Annotated in this window: 19 protein-coding genes; 16 read left to right on the top strand and 3 right to left on the bottom strand. The window is 53.7% G+C overall.

Features of this window, described 5'->3' with window-relative positions:
• The first annotated feature begins 34 nt into the window (after positions 1-34).
• Positions 35-631 (top strand): DUF1989 domain-containing protein, encoded by a 597-nt coding sequence (locus tag U0026_RS14310; RefSeq protein ID WP_073971210.1) that lies wholly within the window; start codon positions 35-37, stop codon positions 629-631.
• 164 nt (positions 632-795) lie between these two features.
• Here U0026_RS14310 and U0026_RS14315 read toward each other — a convergent pair whose 3' ends face one another.
• The 3 genes from U0026_RS14315 to U0026_RS14330 all read right to left on the bottom strand — a co-directional run bounded on the left by U0026_RS14315 (position 796) and on the right by U0026_RS14330 (position 3,317).
• Positions 796-1,512: a YebC/PmpR family DNA-binding transcriptional regulator gene (locus U0026_RS14315; protein WP_062778373.1), complete on the bottom strand. Its 717-nt coding sequence runs from the start codon at positions 1,510-1,512 to the stop codon at positions 796-798.
• Between the two features lie 391 nt (positions 1,513-1,903).
• Complete coding sequence (locus U0026_RS14325) at positions 1,904-2,161, bottom strand: YjhX family toxin (RefSeq protein WP_062778375.1); 258 nt, start codon at positions 2,159-2,161, stop codon at positions 1,904-1,906.
• Between the two features lie 364 nt (positions 2,162-2,525).
• Entirely contained in the window at positions 2,526-3,317 is a 792-nt protein-coding gene (locus tag U0026_RS14330) for a PhzF family phenazine biosynthesis protein (RefSeq protein WP_062778377.1), read from the bottom strand.
• 272 nt (positions 3,318-3,589) lie between these two features.
• On the opposite strand from U0026_RS14330, the gene U0026_RS14335 reads away from it, so the two are divergent.
• The 15 genes from U0026_RS14335 (at position 3,590) to U0026_RS14405 (ending at position 16,654) form a co-directional block, all read left to right on the top strand.
• On the top strand, positions 3,590-4,156 hold the full coding sequence (locus U0026_RS14335; protein WP_062778379.1) for a TetR/AcrR family transcriptional regulator: 567 nt from the start codon (positions 3,590-3,592) through the stop codon (positions 4,154-4,156).
• A gap of 21 nt (positions 4,157-4,177) precedes the next feature.
• Entirely contained in the window at positions 4,178-4,981 is an 804-nt protein-coding gene (locus U0026_RS14340) for a winged helix-turn-helix domain-containing protein (protein ID WP_062778380.1), read from the top strand.
• Positions 4,981-5,499: a FidL-like protein gene (locus U0026_RS14345; protein ID WP_062778382.1), complete on the top strand. Its 519-nt coding sequence runs from the start codon at positions 4,981-4,983 to the stop codon at positions 5,497-5,499. The genes U0026_RS14340 and U0026_RS14345 overlap by 1 nt, the downstream gene beginning before the upstream one ends.
• Positions 5,500-6,103: 604 nt before the next feature.
• Positions 6,104-6,382, top strand: a complete 279-nt coding sequence (locus U0026_RS14350) for a BMC domain-containing protein (RefSeq protein ID WP_010634659.1) — start codon at positions 6,104-6,106, stop codon at positions 6,380-6,382.
• Between the two features lie 17 nt (positions 6,383-6,399).
• Positions 6,400-6,684: a BMC domain-containing protein gene (locus tag U0026_RS14355; protein ID WP_062778384.1), complete on the top strand. Its 285-nt coding sequence runs from the start codon at positions 6,400-6,402 to the stop codon at positions 6,682-6,684.
• Positions 6,685-6,698: 14 nt separating this feature from the next.
• Complete coding sequence (locus U0026_RS14360; protein WP_015585230.1) at positions 6,699-6,977, top strand: BMC domain-containing protein; 279 nt, start codon at positions 6,699-6,701, stop codon at positions 6,975-6,977.
• 52 nt (positions 6,978-7,029) lie between these two features.
• Positions 7,030-8,616 carry an acetaldehyde dehydrogenase (acetylating) gene (locus U0026_RS14365; protein ID WP_062778386.1) on the top strand — a complete coding sequence of 529 codons (1,587 nt, stop codon included), beginning with the start codon at positions 7,030-7,032 and terminating at the stop codon, positions 8,614-8,616.
• 26 nt (positions 8,617-8,642) lie between these two features.
• Complete coding sequence (locus U0026_RS14370) at positions 8,643-8,900, top strand: EutN/CcmL family microcompartment protein (protein WP_062778387.1); 258 nt, start codon at positions 8,643-8,645, stop codon at positions 8,898-8,900.
• Between the two features lie 14 nt (positions 8,901-8,914).
• Complete coding sequence (locus tag U0026_RS14375; RefSeq protein ID WP_062778389.1) at positions 8,915-10,072, top strand: 1-propanol dehydrogenase PduQ; 1,158 nt, start codon at positions 8,915-8,917, stop codon at positions 10,070-10,072.
• Between the two features lie 23 nt (positions 10,073-10,095).
• On the top strand, positions 10,096-13,482 hold the full coding sequence (gene cutC, locus U0026_RS14380) for a choline trimethylamine-lyase (RefSeq protein WP_062778390.1): 3,387 nt from the start codon (positions 10,096-10,098) through the stop codon (positions 13,480-13,482).
• Positions 13,483-13,535: 53 nt separating this feature from the next.
• On the top strand, positions 13,536-14,483 hold the full coding sequence (cutD, locus tag U0026_RS14385) for a choline TMA-lyase-activating enzyme (RefSeq protein WP_062778465.1): 948 nt from the start codon (positions 13,536-13,538) through the stop codon (positions 14,481-14,483).
• Between the two features lie 11 nt (positions 14,484-14,494).
• On the top strand, positions 14,495-14,914 hold the full coding sequence (locus U0026_RS14390) for a BMC domain-containing protein (protein WP_062778392.1): 420 nt from the start codon (positions 14,495-14,497) through the stop codon (positions 14,912-14,914).
• On the top strand, positions 14,911-15,531 hold the full coding sequence (locus U0026_RS14395; protein WP_062778393.1) for a phosphate propanoyltransferase: 621 nt from the start codon (positions 14,911-14,913) through the stop codon (positions 15,529-15,531). The genes U0026_RS14390 and U0026_RS14395 overlap by 4 nt, the downstream gene beginning before the upstream one ends.
• Positions 15,532-15,542: 11 nt before the next feature.
• Positions 15,543-16,214, top strand: coding sequence for a hypothetical protein (locus U0026_RS14400; RefSeq protein WP_062778395.1), 672 nt, complete (start codon positions 15,543-15,545; stop codon positions 16,212-16,214).
• Positions 16,215-16,243: 29 nt separating this feature from the next.
• The gene (locus tag U0026_RS14405; RefSeq protein ID WP_062778397.1) at positions 16,244-16,654 is read left to right on the top strand and encodes a DMT family transporter; all 411 of its coding nucleotides are present in this window, start codon (positions 16,244-16,246) and stop codon (positions 16,652-16,654) included.
• Positions 16,655-16,666 lie beyond the last annotated feature (12 nt).

Raw genomic sequence — 16,666 nt, forward strand, 5'->3', positions numbered from 1 at the left:
CTTCCATGCTTATCATCAGAATGGATATCAGGAAATGAGCGAACAGATAAAGATAGATATTCCTCCGCAAGAAGGTGGCGGCTTTTGGGTGGCAAAAGGGCAAACGTTCAGTGTTATTGATCCTGAAGGGCAGCAGGTTGCGGACTTATGGGCAATTTCTATCAATGCCGATGAGATTGACTGGCTAAGCACATCACAGACGAGAGACATAACAGAGCGGTTATTCCCTACAATAGGTGAGTCTTTTTACAGTGAGAATGCCAAACCCTTACTCACATTAGTGCAGGATAACTCACCCTGCCCGCATGATATGCTTTTCCCAGCCTGTAACCGTGGGCTTTACGAACGAGCAGGACTGCCTGACCATCCAAACTGTCGCGACAACATGCTTGGGGCACTTTTGAAAGCAGACATAACTCTTCCCATCGTTCCTGATCCGGTTAATTTTTTCCAACGCTCGGAACCGCAGGCTGACGGTAAGCTTGAGGTATTAGCCTCAAATAATCCACCCGGCGGGAATGTCGTATTACTGGCTGAAACAGACCTCTACGTGGTGGTTACAGCGTGTTCCGTTGACTTCCATCCGACCAATGGAGGCCATTGTACTGGCATCCAGATCATTATCGGCTGACATTTTGACGGTTCGGTGTGGAGTATTCGCCTGCTTACAGGGTAATAGAGAATGGCGGGCGAAATAGAATTATCCTCATCGCCTGCCTATCTTGCTAGATATATTTTATAACAAATATATAATTTGAAAAATCTGCCATAACGACAGATTCTTTTAATTTATAATTAGAGATTCGCAACGTTATGATATACTTTTTGAACATCATCGTCATCTTCAAGGGCATCAACAAGACCTTCAAAGATTTCTAAATCTTCTGGCGAAAGTTCAATTTCCGCTTGCGCAATCATTTCTAATTCTGTGGTTGAGAACTCAGTAATTCCAGCTGCTTTTAACGCTGCAATTCCTTTATGAAGATCGGTTGATTCAGTATAAATAATGATGCTTCCTTCTTCTTCGGTAACATCACGAACATCAACTTCAGCCTCAAGCAAAGTTTCGAAAACCTGGTCAGGGTCAGTACCTTTAAATACAATCACACCGGTATTGTCAAACATATAGCTGACAGAACCTGCCGCACCGATATTCCCGCCTTTTTTATTGAAAATCATGCGGACGTTAGCAATCGTACGGTTAACATTGGATGTCAATGTTTCAGCGATAAGCATTGAGCCATTTGGACCAAATCCTTCATAACGCCCCTGTACGAACGTTTCATCGCCGCCGCCTTTGGCTTTATCAATGGCTTTATCAATAACGTGCTTTGGAACCTGTGCTTGTTTCGCACGTTCAATAACGAATTTTAAAGCTGAGTTTGATTCTGGGTCTGGTTCGCCTTGTTTAGCCGCAGCATAGATCTCTACACCGAACTTTGCATAAACATTAGACGTTGCACCGTCTTTAGCCGTTTTTTTAGCAACAATATTGGCCCATTTACGTCCCACTGGAATGTTCTCCTGGCAAATTCATTTACATTAATGGCAGATGAATAATCCGCACAATTTTCCGCCATATTATATCATGGTATATAAAATCTCGTCTATGAAAATAAAAATCAACCTTTTTATAAAATGTTACTTTAATTTTACCAACAGTTAATATTTTGGATATGTTATCTAAGGTATTTATTCTGATTCTTTTATTTCTATTGTTAATAATTGAACGACAGTAACAATCAGGGTATCGCCTTTCCGCGATACCCGGTGCCCTTTAAATTAACGGCGCATTATGCAAGTACACCCCAGCATGGTGTACTTTTTCGCGGTGAATGGGTTATCAATAGGGTATTCACTCCCGCTAAGCATAAAAATACGTGGGATATCCATTATCCTTTCCTCAACGGTTATCACACTGAGCGCGGACATTGTTCAACCCTGTGGTGTTAATACGGTAGGGCTGCCCGTTAACGGACTTAATCAGTTTTTTAGTTTTGAGTTTTTTAAACACGGCGAGCGTGCAATCGGAAAGTAACAACCCTTCGCGGCTGAAGCATTCAACGGAAGTGACGCGGCCTGAAGTATCGCGAACGTGCGCAATACGTCCACCTTTGGCGAGAACGTGTAAGGTACGTTGTTCCTGACGGGATAAATTCATACTGGAAAACCTGTGTAATCATCATGAGCAAAACGTGCAAACACACAGCGGTGTCCGCATTCGATTTCGGCGCATTGATAATCAGTCCGGCCTGAAAAGGTCGGTAAGCTGATTATCGGATGATTACATTCTCCAGCATCAAAGCCTCGGGTTGAGTTGAAAGGTATTTATGAGGTGGATAGTAACACACAGTTTTTACCTGTGTATTTGAGAGGGAAAAAATGTGACCGGCCTCCAGAATTTGTTCCTGACCGTACGCCGCCTACACCGATGCCCGTTTGTCCCACAGAGGGCCACGCGTCATCAAATTGTCTGCTTATCACAGTATCGCTCGCTGCTCTAAGCAGACATCATCTGAAATCGTCTAGCGCAACAGCACTTTGCCAATAAGATAGGTTGTCGCCTGCCCGCCGATACGCACCCGATCACCCACTAGCTGACAGCGCAAATCACCGCCACGAGCGGACACCTGACGCGCCAGCATCTGCGTTTTATTCAGTTTATCCGCCCAATAGGGAATGAGCATACTGTGTGCAGAACCGGTAACCGGGTCTTCCGCAACCGCTTCGCCTGGACAGAAGAAACGGCTCACAAAGTCGTACTCCCCTTCCCCCGGCGCCGTAACACAGACCATTTTACCCAAAGGGATCATGGCATGAATGTCCGGGCGTAAGGCTTCAACCTGCTGCTGACTTTCCAGAACAACCATATAATCACGCGCCACCCGGACTTGCTGATAGTCGCTGATGCCCAGCCCCTCAAGGAGCAACGGCGGCGGCAAGACGGGTTCGCTATCCCAGCCGGGGAAATCCAGCGTTAGCCAATCACCGCTGCGTGTCACCGCCAGCGGCCCTACGAAACGGGTCTCGAAGCGGATGGTCGTATCCGGATAATCAAGGTATTCAAAAATGACGTGTGCGGCTGCAAGCGTTGCGTGGCCACAGAGATTAATTTCACCCTGCGTGGTAAACCAACGTAGTTCAAAGCCGCTATCAGTCGTGACAAAAAACGCGGTTTCTGACTGATTATGCTGCTGAGACATTTTCAATAAAGTCTCGTCGGGCAACCATTCGATGAGGGGACAAACCGCAGCGGCGTTCCCGCCAAAAGTCTCGGTGCTAAAAGCATCCACCATGTAAAAATCAATTTCTTTCATCACATAACCTTCGCATTTTTCTCGGGATAGCCCTCGCTCTACCATGACATGACAACGCGCAAAGTCGAATGCTTTTATGCACGAATTCCCCACACTCATTCCAAAAACCCTCGAACAGACTTCGTACTGCCGTCTCCATCGTCCATCCCACTCTCCTATTCATACGACGAATTGTGACCCCACACGCATTACCCACATTCACTTTGCGGACATCCCGTCCCATTTGATCGCTATCAAAAATGAACATACCGTCTGGTCGGTATGATCCCCTTATGAACATGGAAGCCCAACACCGCAAAAAAGATCCGGTTCGGTTGCATCAGCAACTGCTGGAGTCGGCCGCAATGATTGCCGGTCGGGATGGTATTGCCGCCCTGTCGCTGAACGCCGTGGCCCGTGAGGCGGGCGTCAGTAAAGGAGGGTTGATACACCACTTCCCCAATAAGCAGGCGCTTATCTTCGCGCTGTTTGCTCGCTTGCTGGCGATTATGGAAGAAGCCATCACCGCATTGATGCGAGATGACGGCGTCAGTTACGGTCGATTTACCCGCGCTTATCTGAACTATCTTGCCGACCTGACGGATACACATGAAAGCCGTCAACTGATGGTGTTGTCGCTGGCGATGCCCGATGAACCGGTGTTACGCCAATGCTGGCGCGACTGGATGCTGGACCATCTGGCGCGGGGAGATGCGCTGGACAACAGCCCAACCGGTACGCTGGTGCGCTATACCGCGGACGGTATCTGGCTATCTGAGTTGACGGAAGGGATAACCATGAGCGCCGAACATCGACAAGCGTTGGTGGTCTCCCTTAATAAGATGACGCTTCCCGCGTGAAGCACACAGGCTGAGGCCGCGATGCGCTACAACATCAATGCCCGTTTTATTTATGACGCCACCGATGGCACGCTGACGCTCCCGGAAAGCACCGAGCCGGATAGCCAACTGTCCATCACCGCCAGCACCCTGCTCTACTTCTTCCTGCGCAATACGGGCATCATCAGCCGGGAGGAAGTATTAAAAAAAGTCTGGGATGACAACGGATTAACATCATCCAACAGCAACCTGAATCAGTATCTGAGCATGCTGCGTAAGACCTTCCGACATTACGGCATCGATAATATTATCGTCACCGTTTCACGCGGTTATTTACAGCTTAACCCAGACGTAAGTATTGAGGCGGTTGATGAATCCCCGCTGCCGGAATCCCCGGAGCCCACGCCCGTGGAGACCATTACCAAACCGCTGCCGGTAGAGGAGAAACAACGCCTCCCGCACACGGCGCATGCTCGCGGTATGTGCTGGTACATTGCCGGTGCCTGTTTGCTCACCATCTCGCTGCTGTTGGTCGCTTTCAGTGTGGTGGGTATTAGCGAATCACACCCAATTGCGCTCACCCAGATAACACACAGCCAGTGTGAACTGCTGGCAAGTGACGACATGCTGCGTTCGGTTAACGCCAGCGCCTACGGTAAAAACTTCGACGAGGTACGCCAACGGTTAAACGTCGCCTGTAAACCGGGCGAACGCTTCCTGTTCTTCTACGGCGATAAGCTGGAAACCAACGGGCTGGGGCGCGTGTTCCTCGCTCACTGCGCGATGCATGAGGACAATCCGTTTAGCTACTGCGACAACTACTTTTACTACTCCTGGAAGCCGTAATGAGACTCGCACCGCGTCCGTTTTTTGCCCTTTGCGTTCTGGTATTCATTGCTGCCGTCGGATTCTGCGCCTGGCATTTGCTGCCAGCGGAAAATGACGGCGTGATGAGTTGCTCGACCAAAGGCATCATGCGTTTTGAAAACATGGATAAAGAGAACGTCAACGGCACCATCCACTTTACCTTTGGTAGCCAGGGTAAAGGGTCGATGGTAGTTGAAGGCTACACCGACTCCGCCGCTGGCTGGCTGTATCTCCAACGCTACGTCAAATTCACCTACAACAGCAAACGCATCTCTGCCACCGAACGCCACTACCTCATCAATAAATGGGAGTCGAGCGCCTCATCCATTGATGAGTCGCCGAACGTCATTTTCGATTACTTTATGCGTGAGATGTCCGATAGCCACGACGGACTGTTCTTAAACGCCCAGAAGCTTAACGAAAAAGCGATCTTACTCAGCTCAATCAATTCGCCGCTGTGGATCTGTACGCTGAAGTCCGGCAGCAAGCTGGATTGACCCATCACCCATCCTAAAAAATACATCCCTGGATAAGGCCGCTCTCGACGGGCGGCTAACCGCTGGGCAAACCTGCCCGCGTGCAGTTCGATGTGATGACCGCACCACGCACGGTGCTGGTTCGCCGATGACAAAGTAAGATGATTGAGTCCGTTAACCTTTCAACGTCAGAAGCTAACGCTCCAGAGTGTGATCTCCCACACACCACCTTTTCCCTCTCCACAAACCCCGCTCAAAAACCGCATCTTTTGCGTTTAGCCTTCACGACAAAACCTGCGCTTGCCCACAGTTAGCGCATCCTCTTGTTACCCGCATTTTGTAATATTTTAGCAATTAAGCAACATTTCAAACCTGCACTGACATCGCCAGAAAAACCACCTTATACAAGTCAAAATCACGCCCGCCACCTCAGCATAAAGAGATAAAAACCAAGTTAAAAAAGGCTAAATCACAGAGTAATAATCTAATTAAGCATCTCTTTCAGATTTAAATTCCACTCAAATTACCACGTCTTATAGTGACCTTCGAACGCCGCTGCCGTGGGTTAACGCCGTGACGCGGACGGTTTTCCTCAAATCCCACAACCTGTCCAAAGGAGAGAACCATGGGTGATGCATTAGGACTTATCGAAACCAAAGGTCTGGTGGCCTGTATTGAAGCCGCGGATGCGATGTGTAAATCCGCCAACGTCGAGCTTATCAGCTACGAGAACATCGGCTCCGGCCTCGTCACCGTGATGGTGAAAGGTGACGTCGGTGCGGTGAAGGCGGCGGTCGATTCCGGCGTTGAATCCGCGCAGCGCATCGGGGAAGTAGTGACGTCGCTGGTGATTGCACGTCCACATAACGACATCAACAAAATCGTCATTAAACACAAGGCGTAAAGGCCAGGAGAACGCAAATGGGTGATGCATTAGGTCTGATTGAAACCAAAGGTCTGGTGGCCTGTATCGAAGCGGCAGATGCGATGTGTAAAGCCGCCAACGTCGAGCTTATCGGTTATGAAAACGTCGGTTCTGGCCTTGTGACCGCAATGGTTAAGGGTGATGTCGGCGCGGTAAAAGCGGCGGTCGATTCCGGCGTCGAATCTGCGCAGCGCATTGGTGAAGTGGTGACGTCGCTGGTGATTGCGCGTCCGCATAACGACATCAGCAAGATTATCTCGCACTACAAAATTATCGAATAACCGGAGAGAACATGATGAAAGAAGCGCTTGGTCTGATTGAAACCAAAGGTCTGGTGGCCTGTATCGAAGCGGCAGATGCGATGTGCAAAGCGGCAAACGTCGAGCTGATTGGCTATGAAAACGTCGGTTCTGGCCTCGTAACCGCGATGGTTAAGGGCGATGTCGGCGCAGTGAATGCGGCGGTGGACTCCGGCGTGGAAGCGGCAAAACGTATCGGTGAAGTGGTGACCTCTCGCGTGATTGCGCGTCCACATAACGACATCGAAAAAATCGCGTCGCAGCACAAAGCATGACTGACCGGGTACGCCCCGTCTGCACTCTTTTAGTCTGATGAAGGATAGACTCATGATTGAACTGGATACCGATTTGCTCTCCCGCCAGAACGCGAGAGAACGGGTGCGCAACGCCAAAAAGGCGCAGGCAATTTTCGCCACCTTTTCGCAGCAGCAAATCGACGCCATCGTGAAGAACGTGGCCCAGGAAGCGGCGCACCACGCCGAATCGCTGGCGAAAATGGCCGCGGAAGAAACCGGCTTTGGCAACTGGCAGGATAAAGTCCTGAAAAACCGTTTTGCCTCGCTGCGCGTTTACGACGCCATCAAAGATATGAAGACCGTCGGCATCATTCATGACGATCAGGAAAAAAAAGTGATGGACGTGGGCGTGCCGCTGGGCGTGATTTGCGCACTGGTACCGTCAACTAACCCGACCTCAACCGTCATCTACAAAACGCTGATTGCGCTAAAAGCCGGTAATGCCATTATCTTCTCCCCGCATCCGGGCGCCCGTCAGTGCAGCTGGAAAGCGATTGAGATTGTTAAACGTGCGGCTGAAGCCGCGGGCGCACCGGCAGGGATTGTCGATGGCCTTACCGAACTGACGCTGGAAGCCACCTCTGAACTGATGCACAGCAAAGATGTGTCGCTGATTCTGGCGACTGGCGGTGAAGGTATGGTGCGCGCAGCCTATGCCTCCGGTACGCCAACCATCAGCGGCGGCCCGGGTAACGGCCCGGCGTTTATTGAACGCAGTGCTGATATCCACCACGCGGTGAAAGACATCATCACCAGCAAAACCTTCGATAATGGCGTCATTTGCGCATCTGAACAGTCGATCATCGTCGAACGTTGCATTTACGATGAAGTCTATCGCGAGCTCGAAGCCCAGGGCGCGCACTTTATGAGTGAAGGTGAAGCGGCGAAGATGGCGGCGTTGTTGCTGCGTCCAAACGGCACCATCAACCCAAAAGTGGTGGGCAAAAACGCGCTTTATTTAAGTCAGATGGCAGGTTTTTGTGTCCCAGCCAGCACCCGTGTGCTGATTGCGGAGCAGACCACCGTGTCATCGAAAAACCCCTACTCCCGCGAAAAACTGTGTCCAATCCTTGGCCTGTATGTCGAGGAAGACTGGAAAGCCGCCTGCCACCGCGTGGTGGAGCTGCTGACCAACGAAGGCCTTGGCCATACGCTGGTGATCCACACCCGTAACCAGGACGTTATCCGCCAGTTTTGCCTCGAAAAACCAGTTAACCGCATTCTGATTAATACCCCCGCAGCCCTTGGCGGCATTGGTGCCACCACCAATATCACGCCTGCGTTAACGCTCGGTTGCGGCGCGGTGGGCGGCGGTTCTAGCTCCGATAACGTCGGGCCGATGAACCTGCTGAATATCCGCAAGGTGGGTTACGGCGTGCGTTCCATTGACGAACTGCGGGCGCCAGGCAGCCGCGTAGAGCCGCAGCCTGTTATCACCGAACCCGCCGCCGATCCGCATCGCAGCATTCTTGAAGATGCCCGTTTCAACTCCCCAACACCGGCAAGCCACGCTGACGACCGCTTTGCAGCAACCGCCGAGGCCTGCGCAGAAGGTGAGATAAGCGAGCAGAACGTGGAGCGCGTCATCCGTCAGGTGCTGGAACGTCTTGGTAAGTAACACATTGATATAAGGCGATAAAAACAATGATTCTCGCAAAGGTAGTCGGACATGTCGTCGCCACGCAAAAGTGCGATGAGCTACGCGGAAGCAACCTGCTGCTTATCTGCAAGTTAGATGATAACCAGCAGCCGATGCAAAACCAGACCTGGGTCGCCGTCGATAGCGTGGGTGCGGGCATGCACGACATCGTCCTGGCCGAGGAGTATCTGGCGCTCAACAAAGACCGCTACAAGGCGATGTCGGTGGTTGCCATTGTCGAGAACGTGTTTCGGGACGCTTAGGAGTGAATAACCCAATGAGTGAATTTTTACTAAAACCGCGGATCCGCTTTGGTCAGGATGCCCTGTCAGTGCTTGCCGAGGTGCCCGCTCAAAACGTACTGCTGGTGACCGATCAGGCGATGGTCAAATTCGGCCTCGCCTCTCGTGTCACGCAGATCCTGCGCCAGCGCGGTGTCGCTTTTCAGGTCTGGGACGATGTGGTTGCTGACCCGGATATCGCCACCGTGGTGCGCGGAATGAAGCAGATGGATAGCCACTATCCCGATCTGGTGATCGCACTCGGCGGCGGTTCGGTGATTGATGCCGCCAAAGCAGTTATTTTCGCCCTGGCGCAAACCCGTCCGGACGATAGCCGCAAGCGCCCTTGCTTTGTGGCTATTCCGACCACCAGCGGCACCGGTTCCGAAGTGACCAGTTTCTCAGTGGTGAAAGCCCACGCCGAAAAACTGGTGCTGGTTGACCCGTCGCTGCTGCCGGATATCGCCATTCTCGACCCTACGCTGGTGGCCTCTGTGCCACCCGCGATTACCGCAGACACCGGGATGGATGTGCTGTGCCATGCGCTGGAAGCCTACGTTTCCCGTGCCGCCAGCGATTTTTCCGATGCGCTGGCTGAAAAGGTGGTGCAGCAGGTATTTCGCTATCTGCCGACCTGCTGGCGCGACGGTCAGGATCTGCTGGCGCGCGAAAAAATGCACAACGCATCCTGTATGGCGGGCATGGCCTTCACCAACGCGTCACTCGGTATCACCCATAGTCTGGCGCATGCGCTTGGCGGCGTGTTCCGCGTACCGCACGGTCGCGCTAACGCCCTGCTGATGGCGGAAGTGGTGGCGTGGAATGCGGATTATCAAGGGCTGTGCGATACCGACGCGGCACGCAAATATGCCCGCTTAGCCCATCTGCTGGATTTGCCGGCGCACACCCCGCGTGAAGGCGTCGCTAGCCTGCTGGTCGCCATTGTGACGTTAAAAGATGAAATGCAGATGCCTGGGGGAATTATCGATACCGGCGTAGACGCCGCCGATTTTGACCGCCGACTGCCGGAAATGGTGGGCCAGGCGCTACGTGACGGCTGTACCCCAACCAACCCACGCACACCGGACGCACAGTCATTAACCGAACTCTATCGCCAGGCATGGAGCGGCAGCGCCGCACACCGCCACGGATAACAAGAACTGGAGAAACCTTACCTATGGCACACTACAGCTTAACGCCGCGCGTCAAAGTGTTGGCAGAACGTTTACTCTCACAAAAAAGCACCCTGTGTACTGAACACGCGACGGTATTGAGCGCCCTTGATGGCGATATCGCGGGCATTCCCGCCGCCGTCAAACCGGCGCGCCGTTTCTATGAGCTGATGCGCCAGTTGCCGCTGACCATCAGCGCTGACGAACTGATCGTCGGCAACCAGACCCGCAAACCACACGGGGCGATTTTCCACGACGAAAGCGCCGCCCTGCGTCCGTCCGCATTCCAGTTCCTTAACCTCAATAGCGCTCTCGATTCACCGGACTACAAACTGGTGGTCGAAAAAGGCGTGCTGGCGATTAAACACCAGCTTGAAGAGAAAACCCGCGCTCTGGGCAGCGCCGTCAGCCGCAGCGGCATGGACGAAGTCAACGGCTGCCGCGCCGCCATTTACGCCTGCGACGCGCTGATGGCGCTGGCGCAAAATCTGGCAAACAGTGCCGAAACGCTTGCCGCTGCTGAAACCAATGCTTACCGCAAAAGCGAACTGCTAGACAGTGCAGCGATCTTACACCACGTTCCAGCGCACCCGGCGCGCAGCTTTAAAGAAGCCTGCCAGGCATTCTACCTGTTCCAGCTGGCACTCCAGTTGGATAACGGCAGCTACGCGGTGAACCCGGAAGGGGCAGATAAAGCGCTGCTGCCTTACTACCAGCACGATATCGCCAACGGCACATTGACCGATGCACAGGCCTATGAAATCGTCGAGTGCCTGTGGTTCAAACTGGCAGAACTGAGCGAAGTCCGCGCCGCCTGCACCATCGACGGCTACCCGATGTTCGATGCCCTGCTCCACGGTACAAGCCTTGAGAACGCCCGCATCAACGAACTCTCTGACATGTTCCTCTGCGCCCAGCAAAATCTCAGCGCCCTGCACCTGCCAGTCCGTCTGTTCAGCGGGGCAAAACCCGTATCTGTCGCGCCGTTTGCCGCCTGTAGCGAAACGCCAACCGCCGAGGGGTTAACCCCGCGTATGCAGCGCCTGCGCAACCACTACCTGACCGTGCGCCCAAGCGTTTCTATTTACCGTGCGCTGGCCTTTACCGAAGTAGTGAAAGCCAACCCAGGCATGCCAACCATTCTGCTGCGCGCCAAAGCGTTCCGTCACGCCTGCGAAACCGCACCAATTCTGATTCAGGATGATGAGCTGATCGTCGGCCATCCATGCGGCAAACCGCGTGCGGGTGCGTTCTCACCGGATATCGCCTGGCGCTGGGTCCGCGACGAACTCGACACCATGAGCACCCGTCCACAGGATCCGTTTGAAATCAGCGAAGCCGATAAAAAAACCATCCGCGAAGAGATCGTGCCGTTCTGGGAAGGCCGCTCGCTGGATGAGATCTGTGAAGCGCAGTACCGTGAAGCAGGCGTGTGGGCTTTTAGCGGCGAAACCTTCGTCAGCGACCTCTCCTATCACCAGATCAACGGCGGCGGCGACACCTGCCCGGGCTACGACGTGTTGCTGTTCACCAAAGGGATGAATGGGATTAAGGCCGACGCCGAGGCGCATCTCGCCAGCCTGAGCATGGAAAACCCGGAAGATATCGACCGCATTTACTACTACAAAGCGGCGATTGAAACCTGCGAAGGGGTGGTGAGCTACGCCCACCGCATCGCCGCGCGCGCCCGTGAACTGGCAGCTACTGAGCAGAATGCCCAGCGTCGCGCCGAGCTGCTGACCATCGCCGAAGTGAACCAAAACGTTCCAGCGAACCCACCGAAGACTTTGCAGGAAGCACTGCAAAGTATCTGGACCGTCGAATCGCTGTTTGAAATTGAAGAGAACCAGACCGGTCTGTCGCTGGGTCGCGTTGACCAGTACTGCTACCCGATGTTTGAAGCCGATATCCGCGAAGGCCGTCTGACGCACGACGCCGCGCTGGAGATGATGCAGGCCTTTATCATCAAATGTGCCGAACTGATGTGGATGTCCAGCGAACTGGGCGCGAAATATTTCGCTGGTTATCAGCCATTTATCAACCTGACCGTCGGCGGTCAGAAGCGTTCCGGCGGCGATGCCTGTAACGATCTGACCTACCTGATTATGGACGCCGTGCGCTTTGTGAAGGTTTACCAGCCGTCGCTGGCCTGCCGTATTCACAACCAGTCGCCGCAGAAGTACATGGAAAAAATCGTCGATGTGGTGAAAGCGGGCATGGGCTTCCCGGCCTGTCACTTCGATGACTCGCATATCAAGATGATGCTGCGCAAAGGCTTTGATTTTGAAGACGCGCGCGACTACTGCCTGATGGGCTGCGTGGAGCCACAGAAATCCGGCCGCATCTACCAGTGGACTTCTACCGGTTATACCCAGTGGCCGATTGCCATCGAGTTCGTCTTAAACCGTGGTCGCATGGTGCTGTTTGACAGCTATCAGGGGCTGGATACCGGCGACCTGCGCGACCTGCATACCTTCGAAGAGTTCGATGCGGCGGTGAAAAAGCAAATTGCCCATATTGTTCGCCTGTCGGCTATCGGTACGGTGATAAGCCAACGCGTGCATCGCGACGTCGCGCCAAAACCGCTGATGTCGCTGCTGGTGGAAGGCTGTATGGAGCAAGGTAAAGACGTCGCTGCCGGTGGCGCGATGGTCAACCACGGGCCGGGGCTGATCTTCTCCGGGCTGGCAACCTACGTCGACTCCCTGGCTGCCATCCGTAAACTGGTGTTTGAAGATAAAAAATACACCCTTGAGCAGATGCGCGATGCGATGCTGGCCAACTTCGAAGGCTTTGAAGGTCTGCGTCGCGACTGCCTGAACGCGCCGAAATACGGTAACGATGATAACTACGTTGACCAGTACGCGCTGGATATCACCGAGTGGACCGAGCGCGAGTGCCGCAAGTACAAGATGCTCTACTCCACCTTAAGCCACGGCACCCTGTCTATCTCCAACAACACGCCAATCGGTGAGCTGACCAACGCCACGCCGAACGGTCGTCTGGCGTGGATGCCGCTTTCTGACGGTATCAGCCCAACCCAGGGCGCAGATAAACAAGGCCCAACCGCCATCATCAAGTCGGTGAGCAAGATGAACGTGGAGACCATGAACATCGGCATGGTGCACAACTTCAAGTTCCTCAAAGGGCTGCTGGATACCCCGGAAGGACGCTACGGCCTGATTACCTTACTGCGCACCGCCTCGATTCTCGGCAACGGCCAGATGCAGTTCAGCTATGTCGATAACGAAGTGCTGAAAAAAGCCCAGCAGGAGCCGGAAAAATACCGCGACCTGATCGTTCGCGTCGCGGGCTACAGCGCCTACTTCGTGGAACTGTGCAAAGAAGTTCAGGACGAAATCATCAGCCGTACGGTGATTGAGAAGTTCTGATAGACGGACCGCAATGGGACAAGGACGTCCGCAGTTTTCAGGAGGCAAGCGTGATAAGCAACACACAAGAATTAACCGGACGCATTTTCAATATTCAGAAGTACTCGATCTACGACGGTGATGGCATTCGCACGCTGGTATTTTTCAAAGGCTGCAATATTCGCTGCCCGTGGTGCGCCAACCCGGAAGGGCTAAATAGCCAGTTTCAGGTGATGTTCTCGCAGGATAAATGCATTAACTGTGGCGATTGCGTCAACGTCTGTCCGGCGGGTATTCATTATCGCGCAGAAGAAAACGGCGAAATGAAGCACTTCGTTAACCGCAATAAAGACTGCATTGGCTGCCGCAAGTGCGAAGAAATCTGTACCCAGAGCGCCCTGGATATTATGGGTAAAGACGTCACCGTCAGCGAGCTGATGGAGATCATCATGCAGGATTATGATTTTTACATTTCCTCCGGCGGCGGCGTGACCATCGGCGGCGGCGAAATGAGCCTGCAAACCGATTTTGCCGTCGCGTTATTTAGTGAATGCAAAAAGATGATGCTCAACACCGCCGTGGAAACTCAGGGCACCACCCCACTGGCGAACTACCAGAAGCTGGCGCCGGTCACCGACACCTTCTTATTCGATATCAAACAGATCGACAGCGACCACCATAAAGCACTGTTTGGTATCGGTAATGAAGGCGTTCGCCGCAATCTGGAATGGCTGGTGGATTCAGGCGCTAACGTGATTGTGCGTATGCCGCTGGTACGCGGTTACAACGATTCGTGGGAAGCCATTACCGGAGCCATTGACTACGTCCAGAAGCTGGCGAAGCGCGGCAATATTCGCCGCATCGACATGCTGCCGTACCACCAGCTAGGGCGTAAGAAATATGAGCGACTGGAAATGCCTTATCCGATCTTAAAAGACCCGACCTACAGCGTGGAAGAGCTGGACAAGCTGGAAACCTTTTTCACGCAATTTGATTTTGATATTCGCTTAGTTCGTCACTAAAGGAGCCGATTATGAAAAGTTTAGGCGTCATTGAAACGCGAGGGTTAGTCGCCGCCATTCAGGCCGTGGATGCAGCTTGTAAAGCCGCGGGCGTCACCTGCATCGGCTATCGTAAGGTCGGTTCGGGGCTGGTCAGCGTCTGTTTTGAAGGGGAAATTAGCGCCATTCACACCGCCATTGAACGCGGTGTTGCGGTCGCCTCAGCTACCGACACGCAGGTTCACTCGCTGGTGATTGCCCGCCCGGAACGCTGCATCGTCGATGCACTCAGTAATCTGAAGGGGCATCCACCACGGGCAAAAGCGCCGGTCGACGTCGCGTTGGAGACCGTTGTCGACGCACCGATTGTCGAACCCGCTCTCGCACCGCTGCCCCCCGCCCCGGTCAGCGATGACAAAAACGCCACGCACAAAAAAGGGAAAAAGGCATGATTGACACCCTGCTACAGGAAAAAATCACCGCCCGACTGAGCGAAGCGGCACCGGCGATCCCGGTCGGCATCTCTAACCGCCACGTACATCTGGCACAGCAGGACGTGGAAGCGCTGTTTGGCAAAGGCTACACCTTAACGCCGCTGAAGCCGTTGCGTCAGCCGGGGCAGTTTGCCGCCGAGGAGTGCGTGACCATCGTCGGGCCCAAAGGCTCGCTGAAAAACGTCCGCGTACTGGGGCCAACCCGGCCTGTTACGCAGCTTGAGGTGTCGCGCGCCGACTGCTTTACGCTGGGGATCAAGGCACCGGTTCGCGAATCAGGACAGTTAGAAAAAGCCGGCGATGCGCTACTGGTCGGCCCGAAAGGTCATGTCGATTTGCATTCGCAGGTGATCTGCGCCTGGCGGCATATTCATCTGTCGCCGCAGGACGCCCGCCGGTTAAACGTAATCAATGGGCAAAAGGTGAGCGTTCGCAGCACCGGCGAGCGTCAGCTCACCTTTGATGAAGTGGTGGTGCGGGTTCGCGATGATTTCGCCCTCGAGTTCCATATCGATACCGAAGAAGCAAACGCCGCCGGGCTGAAAAATGGCGCGCAGGTGACGCTCGTTCGCTAAGGGAGGCCAGCATGACCGATGCACAGACAGACCGCCTGGTCACATTGATTCTTGCACGTTTACAGCCGCCGGTATTGGTGATGGTGACGCCCGCAAAGGGGTATCGCCATGCCATTCGCCAACGGCTAGCAGGCTGCGGCGAGCGGCTGCATCTGGCGCTGGATAGCGGTATTGATGACGGTGAACAGTGGCAAGCTCTCGGTGATACGCAGCCTGACTGGCAGCACGCGCTACCGCAAGCACCCTATAAAGCGCTGCTGCTGCCGTTTCTTGATTACCCGCTGGCGGCAGAGGTGGTGAACGGTACGCTGCAAAGCCCGGTGGCATGTCGGCTACACGATGCGCTGCTGGCCGGTATTCCGGTACTGGCTTTGCGCTATCACGCTGACCCGCACAGCGAGTTAAACCAGCTGTGCGGTACAGTTGGCGACAGCCAGTATGCTGCGCATGTTAAGGCCACGCTTGTGCGGCTTGCGGATCTGGGCGTAACACTTTGCACCATGAATGAAATGCTGGAAAAACTGGCGCTGGGCGCAGGCATAAGTCCCCCGCACGCCTCCATGACGTCTCGTCGTTATCTGACTGTCACAGATATCGTCAATAATCCGTCGCTGGCCGGGGCGCCCGACGCCGTATTGACCGATGCCGCCGTCGATTTTATCAAAGCACAGAAAAAGAACTGACCTCGATAATTAACCCTGGAGTTTAGATTATGTCTTCTAAAACAAAATGCTGGCTATGGATGCTGCTGGTTATCGTCTCTGAAACCTCTGCGACGTCCACTCTCAAGATGTTTGGTAGCAGTGAGGGAATGACCAAAATGCTGCTGTTGGCGTTGTTGGTTGTCCTGTATTGCACTTGCTACTACTCGCTTTCACGCGCGGTAAAAGATATTCCGGTCGGTCTGGCGTACGCCACATGGTCTGGTACCGGTATTCTGGTTGTCTCGACGTTAGGTATGGCCTTTTACGATCAACATCCTGACACCGCCGCCGTTATCGGCATGGTCATTATTGCCAGCGGCATCGTCATCATGAATCTGTTCTCAAAAATGGGCAGCGAAGAAGCGGAAGAAACCCCGCCGACGCCGGTTTCCACCCTCGATAAAAAAATCGCCAACTAACGGACAAGGAAT

Source organism: Kluyvera intermedia, from assembly GCF_034424175.1.
In the GTDB taxonomy this organism is placed as follows: domain Bacteria; phylum Pseudomonadota; class Gammaproteobacteria; order Enterobacterales; family Enterobacteriaceae; genus Kluyvera; species Kluyvera intermedia.